General features: G+C 60.0%; 14 protein-coding genes. 7 read left to right on the top strand and 7 right to left on the bottom strand.

What is annotated here, in order from left to right:
* Window positions 1-203: 203 nt before the first annotated feature.
* Window positions 204-2,294, top strand: a complete 2,091-nt coding sequence (locus AC3IUE_RS01395; RefSeq protein WP_489265139.1) for a TonB-dependent receptor — start codon at window positions 204-206, stop codon at window positions 2,292-2,294.
* A gap of 194 nt (window positions 2,295-2,488) precedes the next feature.
* On the opposite strand, the gene AC3IUE_RS01390 is transcribed toward AC3IUE_RS01395, so the two are convergent.
* The 4 genes from AC3IUE_RS01390 to AC3IUE_RS01375 form a co-directional block, all read right to left on the bottom strand.
* Window positions 2,489-2,701 (bottom strand): hypothetical protein, encoded by a 213-nt coding sequence (locus AC3IUE_RS01390; protein WP_046045525.1) that lies wholly within the window; start codon window positions 2,699-2,701, stop codon window positions 2,489-2,491.
* Between the two features lie 244 nt (window positions 2,702-2,945).
* Window positions 2,946-4,052 carry an agmatine deiminase gene (gene aguA / locus AC3IUE_RS01385; protein WP_056745555.1) on the bottom strand — a complete coding sequence of 369 codons (1,107 nt, stop codon included), beginning with the start codon at window positions 4,050-4,052 and terminating at the stop codon, window positions 2,946-2,948.
* 5 nt (window positions 4,053-4,057) lie between these two features.
* Window positions 4,058-4,936 (bottom strand): N-carbamoylputrescine amidase, encoded by an 879-nt coding sequence (gene aguB / locus AC3IUE_RS01380; RefSeq protein ID WP_046045523.1) that lies wholly within the window; start codon window positions 4,934-4,936, stop codon window positions 4,058-4,060.
* Between the two features lie 303 nt (window positions 4,937-5,239).
* On the bottom strand, window positions 5,240-8,152 hold the full coding sequence (locus AC3IUE_RS01375; protein ID WP_489265136.1) for an aminotransferase: 2,913 nt from the start codon (window positions 8,150-8,152) through the stop codon (window positions 5,240-5,242).
* 195 nt (window positions 8,153-8,347) lie between these two features.
* Here AC3IUE_RS01375 and rfbC point away from each other — a divergent pair, with 195 nt between their 5' ends.
* The 4 genes from rfbC to AC3IUE_RS01355 all read left to right on the top strand — a co-directional run bounded on the left by rfbC (window position 8,348) and on the right by AC3IUE_RS01355 (window position 12,692).
* Entirely contained in the window at window positions 8,348-8,893 is a 546-nt protein-coding gene (gene rfbC, locus AC3IUE_RS01370; protein ID WP_489265134.1) for a dTDP-4-dehydrorhamnose 3,5-epimerase, read from the top strand.
* A 106-nt stretch (window positions 8,894-8,999) separates the two neighbouring features.
* Window positions 9,000-10,808, top strand: coding sequence for a sensor histidine kinase (locus AC3IUE_RS01365; RefSeq protein WP_462000459.1), 1,809 nt, complete (start codon window positions 9,000-9,002; stop codon window positions 10,806-10,808).
* Window positions 10,805-12,196, top strand: coding sequence for a sigma-54-dependent transcriptional regulator (locus AC3IUE_RS01360; protein ID WP_489265131.1), 1,392 nt, complete (start codon window positions 10,805-10,807; stop codon window positions 12,194-12,196). Before AC3IUE_RS01365 ends, AC3IUE_RS01360 begins: the two co-directional genes overlap by 4 nt.
* A 40-nt stretch (window positions 12,197-12,236) precedes the next feature.
* Entirely contained in the window at window positions 12,237-12,692 is a 456-nt protein-coding gene (locus AC3IUE_RS01355; RefSeq protein ID WP_046045519.1) for a YiiD C-terminal domain-containing protein, read from the top strand.
* 95 nt (window positions 12,693-12,787) lie between these two features.
* On the opposite strand, the gene cysQ is transcribed toward AC3IUE_RS01355, so the two are convergent.
* Entirely contained in the window at window positions 12,788-13,615 is an 828-nt protein-coding gene (gene cysQ, locus AC3IUE_RS01350) for a 3'(2'),5'-bisphosphate nucleotidase CysQ (RefSeq protein WP_489265129.1), read from the bottom strand.
* Entirely contained in the window at window positions 13,612-14,178 is a 567-nt protein-coding gene (gene nudE / locus AC3IUE_RS01345) for an ADP compounds hydrolase NudE (RefSeq protein ID WP_033058385.1), read from the bottom strand. The genes cysQ and nudE overlap by 4 nt, the downstream gene beginning before the upstream one ends.
* Window positions 14,179-14,267: 89 nt before the next feature.
* Here nudE and yrfG point away from each other — a divergent pair, with 89 nt between their 5' ends.
* Complete coding sequence (gene yrfG / locus AC3IUE_RS01340; protein WP_056745572.1) at window positions 14,268-14,930, top strand: GMP/IMP nucleotidase; 663 nt, start codon at window positions 14,268-14,270, stop codon at window positions 14,928-14,930.
* A gap of 120 nt (window positions 14,931-15,050) precedes the next feature.
* On the opposite strand, the gene lysM is transcribed toward yrfG, so the two are convergent.
* Entirely contained in the window at window positions 15,051-15,491 is a 441-nt protein-coding gene (lysM, locus tag AC3IUE_RS01335; protein WP_046045516.1) for a peptidoglycan-binding protein LysM, read from the bottom strand.
* Window positions 15,492-15,627: 136 nt separating this feature from the next.
* On the opposite strand from lysM, the gene AC3IUE_RS01330 reads away from it, so the two are divergent.
* The gene (locus AC3IUE_RS01330; protein ID WP_008149327.1) at window positions 15,628-16,515 is read left to right on the top strand and encodes a LysR family transcriptional regulator; all 888 of its coding nucleotides are present in this window, start codon (window positions 15,628-15,630) and stop codon (window positions 16,513-16,515) included.
* Window positions 16,516-16,519: the final 4 nt, after the last annotated feature.

Below are 16,519 nucleotides of genomic sequence, written 5' to 3'. Positions count from 1 at the left end.
TCCGTCCGTTTCTGAAAAACGCTGGAATGGCTTTCAGTCTGTTTCATGAATCGGTCGAATGGCCTCACGACCCCACTGTCGCCATCTCGACACAATTCGAAATAATCAAACCAAGAAACCTTTCAAGAATAATTAACGGAAGCAAATAACAAGCATTACCATTCGCACCCTCGAATTACTCCACCCTTTCGGATGCGTTTCAGATGCCTGCCCCCTTTCGCCTCACGCCCGTTACCCTTGGGCTTTCTGCATTTCTCTCTGCCGGTTTTGCCTGCGCCGCCCCCACCGTTTTACCCGAAACGTCGATCAGCGCCGAAGCTGAAGCCGATGACCCGCGTGTGAAGGAAACCAGCACCGCGACCCGCACCGCCACGCCGGTGCGCTACGTTCCACAGGCCATCGACTCGATCAAAACTTCGAACGTCGTGGATTACGGCACCAACGATCTGGGCACCGCGCTGAGCGGCATCCCCAACGTCAGCAGCGGCGCCGACACGCGCTTCGACAGTCTGCGCATCCGCGGTTTCGACGCCAGCAACGACTTCTACCTCGACGGCATCCGTGACGACAGCCAATACGTGCGCGATTTGCACAACATCGAACGCATCGAAATCCTCAAAGGCCCGGCCGCGGTTTTATATGGTCGTGGCAGTCAGGGCGGGATCGTCAATCGGGTCAGCAAACTGCCTGAATTCGGTCGCCGCTCGACCCTCGAGGCCCAAGGCGGCAGCGATGATCTGCGCAGCCTCTACGCCGACCTCAGCACCGACCCGAGCGAGAACATCAGCCTGCGCCTGAACATGGGCAACATGGATCAAAACAGCTTCCGCGACGGCGTGAGCGGCAATCGCCAGCTGTTCGCTCCGTCGATGAGCTGGCAACTGACGCCGGACCTGAACTGGCTGGTGCAGTACGAATACAGCCGCTACAACCGTACGCCGGATCGCGGTATCCCCGGTGTAAACGGACGCCCGGCGGACGTAGGACGGGATACGACCTACGGCAGCGAACACGATTTCATCGACGACAAGTCGCAATCCCTGCGCTCGAAACTCAGTTATGAGCTCAGCGACAACTGGCAGCTGCGCCACACATTGGGCGTGTTCAAGCTCGACAGCGATTTCGACAACACCTATTTGACCGGTTACACCCCGGCGACCAACAAGGTCACGCGCCAGCACTGGCAACAGGACCTGACCACCCGCAACGTCTACAACAACGTAGAGCTGGAAGGCGGTTTCGACACGTTTGGCCTTGAGCATCGCTTGCTGACCGGCATCGAAATCGGCAGCCAGCGGCGTGACCCTACGTTGTACAACGCCGCCACCGGACGCGGGACTCAGCCTGTACCGGCACTGGACCTGTACAACCCCGACCGCAATTTGCGCCATACCGGGCGGATGCAGGTTTCCAGCAGCACTCACACCGAAGTCGAAAGCCGTGCGGTGTACGTGCAGGATCAACTGCGTCTGAACGATCAATGGCAATTGCTGGCCGGCTTGCGTTACGACACCTTCGACATCGAGTCGACCAACAAGCTGCGGGACATTTCCGAAGACCGCGACAGCCATAGCACCAGCCCGCGTGTAGGACTGGTGTGGACGCCGCTGCAGAATCATTCCTTCTACGCCTCCTGGACCAAGACGTTTTCCCCGGTCGGCGGTGGTTTGATCGGTATCACCCCGGGTGCCGCCGGCAACAGCAACGACCTGAGTCCCGAACTGACCAAGCAAAAGGAAATCGGCGTGAAGAGCGACTGGCTCGATGACCGCCTGAGCACCACGCTGGCGATTTACGAACTGGAACTCTACAACCGCCGTACCAGCGATCCGAATGATCCGAGCGTGACCTTGCTGACCGGCGTGCAACGTTCCCGCGGGATCGAGCTGACTGGCACCGGCAAGATCGCTGGCAACTGGTACGTGCGCGGTGGCGTGGGTGTGCAGGACGCGACGGTCGAGAAGGACAACAACGGCTTTGAAGGCAAACGCATCAGCAACGTGGCCAAGCATAACGGCAGCCTGTTCCTGACCTGGAAACCGGAAATGGGCTGGTACGCCGAAACCGGTCTGACCCTGGTGGGCCAGCGTTATGCCGACAACCTCAACACCACCGTGCTGCCGGGTTACGGTCGTTGGGATGCATTGGCCGGGTTCCGGCAGAAGGATTGGGATTTGCGCGCGGCGCTGAACAACATTAGCGACAAGACCTACTACTCGTCGGCCACCAGTGCGGCGCAGATTCAGCCTGGTGAACCGCGTAGCCTGGTCGTGACCGGAACCTACAGTTTCTAAACACCGCAAAACCCTGTGGGAGCGAGCTTGCTCGCGATGGCGGCTGGACATTCAACATTGATGTCGACTGATCCACCGCCATCGCGAGCAAGCTCGCTCCCACATTGGGTCTGCAGTGATCACAAAAAACCTACAGGCAAAAAAAAAGCGCCGCCATCCCGGCAGCGCTTTTACCAATCCGTTGTTTTTTCTTCTTATCCTTCCATCACATCCCACAACGCTTCCAGCTCCGCTTCGCTGAATAAACCAGCGGGGTAGCGTTCGATCATCATCCGGCGCGGATCAGGTTCTCTGATCTGACGCGTTCCATTGGACTTCAACCAGTGCGCCAGGACCTGGAGCGATTCGCTGTTTACTGCCAGGGGATGCAACGCCCGCTCGCTCACAACATTCATTTCGGCGTTCATTTCCGCGCTCTCTCCTGGTTTGTGAGCGGCTAACTTATCCAAGGTTTATGACAGAACATCGCAGTTCTCCCCTCCCTGTTTTGCACCATGAGAGATACAAGAGCTGTGCCAAGGTTTCGCAACTGTCGACAAGTGGATACAAAAAAGCCCGCAGTCCTTTAGGGCTGCGGGCTTTCTGCTAAACCGTGAGTGAAAACGGTTGCCGAATCGATTCTGCAATCAACTCAAGCTGTTACAACCCAACTCACTCCTTGTGCGGTGCTGGCTGTTGTTGGGTAAGGCAGTGGATGTTACCGCCTCCCAGTAACAGTTCGCGGCCGGGCACCATCACCACTTCGTGCTGCGGGAACAGTGCCTGCAAAATCTCTTTTGCCGGGCCATCCAACGGATCGTCGAAGCTCGGCGCGATGATGCCGCCGTTCACGATCAGAAAGTTCACGTAGGAACCAGCCAGACGCACGGTCGGATTACGTTCCTGAGTCCCGTCCACCGGATCAACACCCGCGCACTCTTCTTCGGTCGCATACAGCGGCCCTGGAATCGGCATCTTGTGCACCGTGAATGGGCGACCCTTGGCGTCGGTGCTGCTTTCCAGCACTTTCATTGCCGCCTGGCAGCGCGGGTAGTTCGGGTCCTGCGGGTCATCGGTCCAGGCCAGCAACACTTCGCCCGGACGCACGTAGCAGCAGAAGTTATCCACATGACCGTCGGTTTCGTCGTTGAACAAACCGTCCGGTAGCCAGATGATTTTATCCACAGCCAGATTCGCGCTGAGCACCGCTTCGATTTCTGCACGGTTCATGTGCGGATTGCGATTGCGGTTAAGCAGGCATTCTTCGGTGGTGATCAGCGTGCCTTCGCCATCAACGTGGATCGAACCGCCTTCGAGCACAAAGCCCTCGGTGCGGTAGCGCTGGCTGCGCTCGATCTCGAGGATCTTGCCGCCGACCTGGGAATCGCGATTCCACGGCGAATACAGACCCCCGTCGAAACCGCCCCACGAGTTGAAGTCCCAATTCACACCACGGACTTCGCCACTGTTATTGATGACAAACGTCGGGCCGGTGTCGCGAACCCAGGCGTCGTCGCTGGACATTTCCACCACACGAATATTCGGCACGTCCAGACGGGCACGGGCGTTTTCGTATTGGCCAGCGGAAACCGCCACGGTCACCGGTTCGAAACGGGCAATGGCTTTAGCCACCGCGACGTGCGCGGCTTGCGCCGGTTTGCCACCCAGGCGCCAGTTGTCCGGGCGCTCGGGCCAGATCATCCAGGTCTGGGTTTGCGGCGCCCATTCGGCCGGCATGTAAAAGCCGTCGGCGCGAGGGGTGCTGTTCAAAGTGGTCATAGCGATCAGGACTCCAGGGATCCGTCGAGGGTCTTTAGTGTGCCATACAGGTTCGGGCGACGATCACGGAACGAGCCCCACGCGCTGCGGATGTGCTCCAGTTCATCCAGATCGAAGCTCTGAACCAGCACACCTTCTTCGGTTTCATTGAGCTCTTGAACCTTCTCGCCGAACTGGTTGGCAATGAAAGACGAACCGTAGAAGGTAATGTCGTAGCCGTCCTGCTCTTCGTTACCGATGCGGTTGCTGGCGATCAGCGGCATCAGGTTGGCGCCGGCATGGCCTTGTTGCACGCGCTGCCAGTGATCACGGGACGAAATGGTCTTGTCGTGTGGCTCGCTGCCGATCGCGGTCGGGTAGAACAGGATTTCCGCGCCCAGCAACGCCATGCTGCGGGCGCATTCCGGGAACCACTGGTCCCAGCAGATGCCCACGCCGATTTTCGCGTAACGGGTGTTCCAGACTTTGAAGCCGGTATCGCCCGGGTTGAAGTAGTACTTTTCGTGGTAGCCAGGGCCGTCCGGGATATGGCTTTTACGATAAATCCCGAGGTTGCTGCCGTCGGCATCGATAATCGCGATGCTGTTGAAACGCGCGCGGCCTGCCAGTTCGTAGAAGCTGATCGGCAAAACGACTTGCAGTTCTTTGGCAACTTTCTGGAAGTGCTTGATGGCGACGTTGTCTTCAACGGTCGTGGCCAGCTGCAGGTAATCCGGGTTCGGCTTCTGGCAGAAGTACGGAGCCTCGAACAGTTCCTGGATCAGGATGATCTGCGCGCCTTTCGCCGCGGCCTCACGGACCAGCCGCTCAGCGGTCTCGATGTTAGCTTCAAGGTCCCAGGAACAGGCCATCTGAGTGGCGGCGACGGTAACGATACGGCTCATGAATCATCTCCGGGGCAATTGCTTGAGGGTCGAAGGTGGCATCGACCGATGACAGAAATGGGAAGCACCGGGCGTGGTGAGGCCACACCGGGGCAGTGGCGACTTTATAACCGATAAAAATCGGCTTTAGAAGCCACAAGCAAACCTTCTGTCATATTTTTTTGCTAAAAAGCCGATATCTATCGAATTAACACCGTACCAATGTGGGAGCGCGCCTGCTCGCGATTGCGGTCGAACATTCAACATGGATGTCGACTGATCCTGCCCAATCGCGAGCAGGCTCACTCCCACAGGGTTATGTGTTTACAGACCTTCTGCGAGAACCTTCGACAGCATGTCCACGAAGAAATCCACGCTCTGACGCGAGGTCACCATCGGCGGTTTGATCTTGAGGATGTTCAGGTAATCGCCGGTCGGCTGCATGAAGATCCCCAGCTCGCGCAATCGATCACACAGCGCCGTGGTTTCTTCGGTTGCCGGTTCCAGGGTTTCGCGATTGCGGATCAACTCCACGCCTAGATAGAAGCCGGAACCATGCACCGCGCCCACCAGCGGATGAATATCGATCAGCGCTTCAAGCCGTTCCTTGAAATACCCGCCCACGACCTGAGCGTTTTCCCAGAGCTTTTCTTCTTCCATCACATCCAGCACCGCCATGCCGATCTGGCAACTGACCGGACTGCCGCCGGCCGACGAGAAGAAGTAACCCTCAGCCTCCAGCGCTTCGGCAATTTCCCGACGGGTGATCACCGCGCCCAACGGCTGGCCATTGCCCATGCCTTTGGCCATGGTGATGATGTCCGGCACCACGCCCTGCTCTTCGAAACCCCAGAAAAAGTTGCCCATGCGGCCGTAACCGACCTGCACTTCATCGGCGATGCAGACACCGCCCTGGGCACGAACCAGCGCATAAACCTGCTTCAAATACCCTGGCGGCAGCGAGATACCGCCAGCATTGCCATACACCGGCTCGCAGATGAAACCGGCCAGTTGACGTTTCTGCTCGGCAATTTGCGCCAGGTTGTGTTCAACGCTGCGCACGTAGTCCGGCGCGCTATCCGGTCCACGGAATTCGCCGCGATAGGTGTTCGGCGCGGTGACTGGATGCACCCAGTCCGGACGGCTGCTCAAGGCCTTCGGGTTATCGGCAATCGAAGTCGAGACCGCGTCCGCTCCTACTGTCCAACCGTGATAGGCCTCCAGCACGCTGAGCATGTCGCGCCCGCCGCTGTAGGCCCAAGCCAAACGGATCGCCAGGTCATTGGCCTCGCTGCCACTGTTGACCAGGAACACCCGGTCCATGGAGCCCGGCGACAACTTCAGCAAGCGCTCGGAAAACTCGGCAACCGCCGCATAGTTAAAACGCGAGTTGGTATTGAGCAACGACCACTGACGACTGGCGACAGCAGCCATGCGCGGATGACCGTGGCCCAGCACCGCGACGTTGTTGAGCATGTCGAGGTAGGAGCGGCCCTGCATGTCGATCAGGTGATTGCGCCAGCCACGTTCGATGCGCGGCGGGTCGACGTAATAGTGCTTCTGGGTACGGGCGAAACTGGCGTCACGGCGCGCCAGCAACGTCTGCGAATCGAGTTCCACTTCGGCGTCACAGGCCAATCCCAGCAGCACCGCCGGTGACGGGCACAATGCTTGCCAGGCAGCCGCGCGGGACGGCGTGCAAAACAACGGCGCCGTGAACGAAGCGCCCCGGCACAACTGCACAATCAACGGCCCGCTGACGGAACCCAGCACCTGGCCTTTGACCAGCGCTGCGCCCGTGTGCAGCGACGGGGTCACTCCCCACAACCGCACGCTCAGTTGCGGGCCATCCAATTGCAGCACACCTGCTGCCGGCTGATGCACCACCCCGGCAAACGGTGACTCGACCGCCGTGCCGTGGGGCACGCGCAATTCGACGTGCAATGGGCACGTGTCCGGTTCAGTGGCGCTGTCCGGCCGGGTGCGGGACAAGCGATATTGTCCATAACGACTGGCCGCCAGACCATGAGCTGCGGCGGCTTCGGTCAACAGGCGCTGATCGATCCCCTCCTGCTCCCAGTTACCGGCCTCAAAATGCGGACTGAGCACACCCAAATCGATCAACGCAAACTCACGCCCGACCAGACTCGGCAACAGCGGCGCAAAGCCTTCGCTGCCGATGCTCGGCAGGTTCTGTCCGACCGAGGTCAGGATCGCCGCTTCCATCAACGCCAACGGCACTGATGTAGCGACGCGGAAAATCTCCCACTCGTGGGTGAGGTTGTCGCGGCTGTACGCGTTGCCAGGATCGATGCTGACCTGCTGTTCGCCACTGAGCACCAACACCGCCGCACGGGCGACGATCAGCGGCCAGAGCGCCAGTAGCTCTTCATGCGTGAGCGGATTGACAGCGTGATAGGCCTGAACCGCCGGCAAAATGTAGAAAGGATCGCCATCGGCATGGTGCAGCAGCGCCGCACACGTCACCGACAGATCAGTAATGCGCCAGGTACGAACCAGGTCGCCGAAATCGATCACACCCTGCAATTGCCACTGGCGTTGCGAATCTCGCTGCCACACCACGTTGTCGTCGGTGATATCCATGTGAATGGCCTGCACCGGCAGCTTATCCACAAGCGGCTGCAAATGACGCTCGGCCTGTTCAGCCGCATCGGCAATTAGCCGACGTTGCTGGTCGTCGTTGATGACCGGCAGCAAATGCGCGATCAGCGCGTTGGCGTGACGGGCGTCCCATTGAAGGGTGCGCTCGAGGCCCGGATGGTCGAAGCCGGCCAGGGCCAGGTCCATTTCACCGCAGAGCCGACCGAACCCGGCCACCACTGAACCGGGCAAATGATCCAGGTGTGTGAGCGACTGGCCTTCGATGTAATCGAGCAAGCGCACATGAACCGATTGGCCGCCGACGTCCAGGGAAAGCAGGTCTGCACCGTTTTTGGCGGAAATCACTCGCGGCACATGCACATCGGGGTGTTCACCCAAATGCTTGAGCCCGGCGTGCTGGGCGTGCAGCTCCTGCGCCGAGTAGTCACCACGGCAGATTTTCAGGACAAAACGCCCCTGGTCGCTGTCGACCCGAAAGTTAAGATCTTGCTGGCTACCAAGGGCCTGCAACCTTCCACTCAGCCCGTAATGTCCCTTCAGCAGCTCAAGCGCTTGCTCCGCAGACACTTGCGGGCTGGGCAAACTGGCGCGATGAATCAACGTGGCGAGTGGCATACAACGACCCCTGAAATTTTATTAGGCGCTTATATCGCCACTGCTTTGGGCGATACGCAACCCCCTCGCCTGCCTGAAACCCTCCTGAGGCTCGACAAATCAGTTACCGGATCAGGAAAAAACACACGCCACTCGCCCCGGCCGCCACTTTGCGCAAGAATGACGCCTATCAACGCCTATTGCTGGAGAAACCCCATGAAAGTAGTCACCACCGACCTGCCCGGTGTTCTGATCATCGAACCCAGGGTATTTGGTGACGAGCGCGGTTTCTTTTATGAAAGTTTCAATGCCAAGGCTTTCAATGAAGCGACTGGCCTGGAGACGAATTTCGTTCAAGACAACCACTCCCGTTCGCAAAAAGGCGTATTGCGCGGCCTGCATTACCAACTGGAAAACACTCAGGGCAAACTGGTTCGCGTCACAGTGGGTGAAGTACTCGACGTGGCGGTGGACATTCGCCGCAGCTCGCCACATTTCGGCAAATGGGTGGCCGTGCGTCTGTCCGCCGAGAACCATCGTCAAATGTGGGTCCCGGAGGGTTTCGCCCACGGTTTTGTGGTGCTGAGCGAGTTCGCCGAATTCCTCTACAAAACCACCGACTACTACACCCCGTCCGCCGAGCGCAGCATTCGCTGGGACGACCCGGACCTGGCCATTGATTGGCAACTGGACGAAGCGCCACAACTGTCCGGCAAAGATCAGGCCGCCGCGTTCTTCAAGGATGCTGACGTCTTTTCCTGAAGCACCGTCTGAATCTTCACCCCGCAAGCGTGCCTGACCCACGGCGCGCAGACTGCGCCCGCAAGCCTAGGCATAATGCGCCTGTACCCACAGGCGCTCGATGCTCATGACTCCGACCCTTCCCCGCAGACCCCGCTGGCGCAGCCTGGCCCTGCTCGCGCTGTGCCTGGCGCCATTGCTGTGGCCGCTGGAACATCTGGCCGAGCGTTACTACCGCAGCGAACTGGCCGGGCAGAACCGTCAGACCCTCGACCTTTACGTCGCCAACCTGCTGGGCACCCTGCACCGTTATGAAGTGTTGCCGCAGATCCTCGGCGATCTGCCGGCCCTGCGAGCCGTCCTTGGCGCGCCCGATGATGGCGTCACCCAGGGCAACGCCAATCGCTTGTTGAAAAACATCAGCGCTCAGACCGGCGCCGAAGTCATGTACCTGATGGACACCACGGGCAAGACCCTGGCCGCGTCCAATTGGGACAAACACGACAGTTTTGTCGGGCGTAATTTTTCCTTCCGGCCGTATTTCAGCGAAGCCATGGCTGGGCGGCTTGGGCGCTTTTTCGGTTTGGGCACAACCTCGGCCAAGCGCGGCTATTTCTTCGCCGCCGCCGTGCGTAATGGCGAAAAGATCATCGGTGTGCTGGTGGTCAAGGTCGACCTCGACCACACCGAAAGCCTCTGGGGCAAAACCCCGGAACAACTGCTGCTGACCGACCATAACGGCGTGGTCATTCTCACGTCGCGGCCCGAGTGGCGATTCCGCTCGACCCGCCCGTTGGGCGAAGAGGAAAGTAAGGCAATCACTGCGATTCAACCTTATCCGACCCGTGATCCCAAGCCATTGCGGCTCAACCCCAACGCCTGGCTGACACAAACCCAGCCCATTGCAGAAACCGGTTGGAACGTCAGCATCCTCGCCCCACGCACCCTGATCGATCGCCCGGTACGCACGGTCGTCGCCATCGGCGGCGCGACATTGTTGGTGTTGATGTTGCTGCTGGGGCTGATGATGCAGCGACGCCGGCATTACCTCGAACGAATCGCCTTCGAAGCCAAGGCCCGTCGCGAGCTGGAAGGCCGGGTAGCCGAGCGGACCAGCGACCTCGAAGGCCTCAACCGTCGACTGAAACAGGAAGTGCTGGAACGCGAACAGGCCCAGCAAGAGCTGGTTCGCGCTCAGGATGATCTGGTGCAGGCCGGCAAACTGTCGGCCCTTGGCACCATGTCGGCGAGCATCAGCCACGAATTGAATCAACCGCTGGCGGCGATCCGCAGCTACGCCGAAAACGCTGAGGTGCTGCTCGATCATCAGCGCACCGACGATGCGCGCGGCAACCTCAAGCTGATCAGCGAACTGACCGGGCGCATGGCCTCGATCATCGCCCACCTGCGCGCCTTCGCCCGGCGCGATCGCCACGCCCCGGAAAGCGTCGCCCTGCAACCGGCGCTGGACGATGCGCTGGCGCTGCTGGCCAAGCGTCGACGCAGCATGGAGGTCGAGCTGATCCGCGACTTGCCGGCCGCCACCCTGTGGGTCGAGGCCGGGGAAACCCGTCTGCGTCAGGTGCTCGGCAATCTGCTGGCCAACGCCCTGGACGCCCTGACGGAAAAAGGCCCGCCGCGTAAGCTCTGGTTGAGTGCCCAATCCACTGCCGATGGCGTCAATCTGTACATTCGCGACAATGGCCCCGGGTTCTGCCTGGAGGCACTTGGCCGCGCCAGCGAGCCCTTCTACACCACCAAGACCCGCACTCAGGGACTTGGGTTAGGGCTGGCGATTTGCGAAACCCTGATGCGCGCCTTCGGTGGTGAACTGTCGTTCTCCAACCACAAGGAAGGTGGCGCCCTGATTACCCTGAAGCTGCGTGCAGGCGCACCGGGTGTGAGCCTGCAACCGTCCGAGGACCGAAGTGCATGACCATCGACAACCGCATCCAGGTCGTGCTGATCGACGACGATCCGCACCTGCGTCAAGCCCTGAGCCAGACCCTGGACCTCGCCGGCCTGAAAATCCTGCCGCTCGCTGAAGCCAAGGGCCTGGCCGGGCAACTGGAGCGTGACTGGCCCGGCGTGGTGGTCAGTGACATCCGTATGCCGGGCATGGACGGTCTCGAATTGCTGACTGAACTGCATGCCCAGGACCCGGAACTGCCAGTGCTGCTGATCACCGGTCACGGCGATGTGCCACTGGCGGTGCAGGCCATGCGCGCCGGGGCTTATGACTTTCTGGAAAAACCCTTCGCCAGCGACGCCCTGCTCGACAGCGTCCGCCGCGCCCTGGCCCTGCGCCGGCTGGTGCTGGACAACCGCAGCCTGCGTCTGGCCCTGAGCGATCGCAATGAACTGAGCACCCGACTGGTCGGGCAATCGGCGCCGATGCTGCGCCTGCGCGAGCAGATCGGTGCGTTGGCGGCGACCAAGGCCGATGTGCTGATCCTTGGCGAAACCGGCGCCGGCAAAGAAGTTGTCGCACGTGCATTGCACGATCTGTCGAGCCGTCGTAACGGTCCGTTCGTGGCGATCAATGCGGGCGCCCTGGCCGAGTCGGTGGTAGAAAGCGAGCTGTTCGGTCACGAGCCAGGCGCCTTTACCGGCGCGCAAAAGCGCCGCATCGGCAAGTTCGAATTCGCCAATGGCGGCACGTTGTTCCTGGATGAAATCGAAAGCATGAGCCTGGATGTGCAGGTGAAGTTGCTGCGTTTGCTGCAAGAGCGGGTCGTCGAGCGCTTGGGCGGCAATCAGTTGATCCCGTTGGACATCCGCATCATCGCCGCGACCAAGGAAGACCTGCGCCAATCCGCCGATCAGGGCCGCTTCCGTGCCGACTTGTATTACCGCCTGAACGTCGCACCACTGCGTATTCCACCGCTGCGCGAGCGCGGCGAAGATGCGCTGATGCTGTTCCAGCATTTCGCCGACGAAGCCAGCGCTCGCCACGGCCTGCCACCCCACGAGTTGCAACCGGGACAACGCGCCCTGCTGCTGCGCCACACCTGGCCGGGCAACGTGCGGGAATTGCAGAACGCCGCCGAACGCTTTGCCCTGGGCCTGGAGCTGGCCTTGGACAACAGCGCAGCGGATGGCGCTGTCGGCATGACGGTCGACGTGGTCAGCGGCGGTCTCAGCGAACAAGTGGAAAACTTCGAGAAGAGCTTGATCGCCGCCGAACTGGCGCGTTCTCACAGCTCGGTGCGCAGCCTCGCTGAAGCCCTCGGCATCCCACGCAAGACCTTGCACGACAAACTGCGCAAGCACGGGCTGAACTTCGCCGACGGTGGCAGCAGCCACACCGACGAACCCGATTGAGCTACCGTCAAATCATCATCTTCAAACAAGAGATCCGTGCATGAGCCGCGACAGCCGTCATCTGGAATCAGTCCTCCATCGCGACATTCCCCTTACCCGGGATATGGGCCTCAAAGTGCTCGATTGGCACGACCAGCAACTGCGCCTGCACTTGCCGCTGGAGGCCAACGTCAATCACAAAAGCACCATGTTCGGTGGCAGCCTGTATTGCGGCGCGGTGCTGGCCGGTTGGGGCTGGCTGCATTTGCGATTGCGTGAAGAAGGGGTTGAAGGCGGGCACATCGTGATTCAGGAAGGGCAAATCAGCTATCCGCTGCCGGTGACCATGGACGCGACGGCGATTTGCCATGCGCCGAGTGCGGCGGTGTGGAAGAAGTTTTTGGCGATGTATAAGCGATATGGTCGGGCGCGGTTGACACTGCATTCTCGGATCGTAAATACGGACAGTAATGACGATGCGGTGACGTTTACGGGGCAGTACGTACTCCACCGCTAAAGCAAAAGATCGCAGCCTCGTTTCACTCGACAGCTGCTACAGAGAAACGCGTCCCCCTGTAGCAGCTGTCGAGTGAAACGAGGCTGCGAACGATCTTAGCGGCGGGCGAGTTCCAGCAGTTTTTCGCGCCACGCAGCCTTCGCCGGCAGCGCCAGGAAAAACTCATTCAACAACGACTCCCGCGCCGGATAACTGAACGGCGCACCGCTCAAATCCAGCACCTCACCACCAGCCCCTTCCAGCACGCCTTGTGCGGCCGCCGTGTCCCACTGCGAAGTCGGCGCCAACCGCGGATAACAATCCGCCGCCCCTTCCGCCAACAAACAGAACTTCAGCGAACTGCCGATATTGGCCAATTGCAGTTCACCCAAACTGTCACTCAACCCAGCCAGTAAACGCTCCTGCTCAGGACTCGAATGCCGACGACTGGCAACCACCGTAAACGCCTCACCTGCGGCTGGCACGTCGCGAACCTGAATCGGCGAAGGCGCCGCGTCTTTATCGCCACGCCACGCACCCAGACCCGCACCACCGACGTAGAAGCGCCCGTTGGTCGGCATCGACACCACGCCAAACACCACTCGCCCCTGCTCGATCAGCGCGATATTGACGGTAAATTCTTCGCTGCCGGAAATGAACTCCTTGGTCCCGTCCAGCGGGTCCACCAGCCACCAACGCTGCCACCCGGCGCGCACGCTCTGGGGAATGTTGGCGTCTTCTTCGGACAGCACCGGGATGCTCGGGTCCAGTGCCGTCAGCCCGGCCAGGATCACATGGTGAGCGGCCATGTCGGCGGCCGTTACCGGAGAATCATCGGATTTTGCAGTCACGGCGACGTTGGCACGCCAGAACGGCAGAATCGCTTCACCGGCTTTCAGCGCCAGTTCAACAACAGGCGCCATCAACGGATGGGGAAAAATCATGGCTGGAACACTCCACGCTGAGTCAGTAGATCACGGGCCAGATACAGTGCTGCCAATGCACGGCCCTCAGTGAATCGCGGGTTCTGGGCCAGGGCCGACAACTCACGCAAGTTGATTTTGTCCACGCCCATCGGCTCGGGCTCATCGCCTTCAAGGCTTTCTTCATACAGATCGGTGGCCAACACCACCTGGATCTTCTGGCTCATGTAACCGGGCGACAACGACAACTCAGTCAGATGCTCCAGTTGCCGCGCGCCGTACCCGGCCTCTTCCTTGAGCTCCCGCTCGGCCGCCGCCAGCACGTCTTCGCCCGGCTCGATCAAGCCTTTGGGCAAGGACAGCTCGTATTCATCGGTGCCGCCGCAATACTCTTCTACCAGCACCGCGTGGTCCGCATCCAGCATCGCCACAATCATCACCGCGCCATAACCGGCGCCCTTGCCGACCAGTCGCTCATACGTACGCTCCACGCCATTGGAAAAGCGCAACTTCAGCTCTTCGACGCAGAACAAACGGCTGGTGGCGACGATCTCGCGGGCGAGGATGGTGGGTTTCTGGCGCATGAGCGGCTCCTTGGCGATAGCGCGTTACTATACCCGGCCTATCCTGATTGTTTACGTCGGATATCTTTTTTACCGCTGGAGAAGTTTTTATGTCCCTGCTGCCCTGGCGCGACATCGACACCGTTCTGCTGGATATGGACGGCACTCTGCTGGACCTGCATTACGACAACCATTTCTGGATGGAACACCTGCCCCAGCGTTACGCCGAGTTGCACGGGGTGAGTCGGGCCATGGCCGAGATGGAATTGCAGCCGTTGTTCGAACGCAACGCCGGCCAGTTGCAGTGGTATTGCCTGGATTTCTGGAGCGCCGAGCTCAAACTGCCGGTGCGCGAACTGAAACTGGAAACCGCGCACCTGATCGCCTTGCGACCGGATGCGGACACCTTTCTGGCCGCCATCAAACAGGCCGGCAAGCGCGTGGTGCTGATCACCAATGCACACCGCGATTCGCTGTCATTGAAACTGGAAAGAATCGAACTGGCGCCGTACTTCGAGCGGTTGATCAGCTCGCATGATTACGGTTTCGCCAAGGAAAACCCGCAGTTCTGGGATGCCTTGCAGGCGGACATTGGGTTCGATCCGGCGCGCAGTCTGTTTATCGACGACACCTTGCCGATCCTGCGCAGCGCGCGGAATTTTGGTGTGGCGCATTTGTTGGCCGTGCGTCAGCCGGACAGCCGTAAAGGACCGAAGGACACGGCCGAGTTTGCGGCGGTGGGGGATTATCGGGAGTTGATTGCCGGGCTTTGAGACCGAGGTGCCTGCTTCGCGAGCAGGCTCGCTCCCACACGGATCTGCGTCGTACACAAATGATGTGTTCACTGTAGATCAATGTGGGAGCGAGCCTGCTCGCGAAAGCGGTCGTGAGGGTTACTCAGGAATCCGCAACGACTGCCCCGGATAAATCTTGTTCACGTCCTTGAGCATCGGTTTGTTGGCCTCAAAGATTTTTTGATATTTGTTGGCATCGCCATACACGCGCAAGGAAATCGCGCTGAGGGTGTCGCCTTTCACGACCGTTACAAACTTCGCGGCCACAACCACCGGCCCGGTCACGGTGATCTGGTCATCCACACTACCGACACCGGCAATATTGCCCACCGCCAGCAGGATTTTTTCCTTCTCTTCCTGACTGCCGACTTCGCCGGTCACGATGACTTTGTCGCCATCCACCGTCGCCTGCACATTCGGGTTACCCAGGCCGACCTTGCTGATGTGTTCCTTCAACTGCTCGCTGGCATTGGCGTTGCCTGGCGTCAGCAGATCGATAAGTTTTTCGCCTGCTTCTTTCACAAAGCTAAAAATACTCATGGTGCGCTCTCCTTGGGTTTTGGGTTCCAGACGCAAAAGCCTAGACCAAGGCTGTCACTTGCGGTTCCAACCCGACCAATGACGCCGCTTCCCCCCAAGCGCTAGAATCCGCACCTTCCCGCGCCTTGGAGCGAAGATGGACATCAAGCAACTGAAATTCCTCATCGCCCTCGACGAGACCCGGCATTTCGGCCAGGCCGCTGCGCGTTGTCACATCACTCAGCCGACCCTGTCCATGCGCCTGCGCAGCCTCGAAGAAGAACTCGAGCTGCCGCTGGTCAATCGCGGTCAGCGCTTCGAAGGTTTCACCGCACCGGGTGAACGGGTGCTGGCGTGGGCGCGCACCGTGCTGGCGGCCTACGACGGTTTGCAGGCCGAGGCGGCTGCCTGTCGCGGCAATCTGGTCGGTACGTTGCGTCTGGGCGTAGTGCCGCTGTCGAGCTTCGATCCACTGCCGCTGATGCAACGCCTGCACGCCGAACACCCGAACCTGCGCTTCGAACTTTCGGCCCTGAGTTCTGAACAAATTCTGGAACAACTGGCAAACAATCGCCTGGACCTCGGCGTTTCGTACCTGGAGCGACTGGACGGCGAACGCTTCGATTCCCTGGCGTTCAGCGAAACCCGCATGGGCCTGCTCTACGATCAGCGCTTCTTCAGTTTCGGTGAGGCACCGTTGAGTTGGGAGTCGCTGATCGAACTGCCGCTGGGCATGCTCACCAGCGGTATGCATTTTCGGCAGTCCATCGACCACAACTTCCACAGTCGCGGCCTCACCCCGCAGCCGTTGCTGCAAACCGATGCCGTCCACCAATTGTTACAAGCAGTTCACGGCGGATTCTGCTGCGCCGTGATGCCGCTGGACGGAGGCCTGGAAAAACTCACCGATCATTTGCGACTGCACCCCATCGAAAATGCTCAAACCCTCGCCCGGCTGGGGCTGATCATGCGTCGCAGTGCCCCGCGTTCGGCGCTCGCGGAAGCCTGTTTCGCGATTCTTCAGCAATCGCTGCCGAGCTCTTGATCGA

It is taken from the genome of Pseudomonas sp. GL_093, assembly GCF_057837605.1.
Note: the sequence above shows the minus strand (reverse complement) of the source record. Positions and strands in the feature narration are given on the sequence as shown.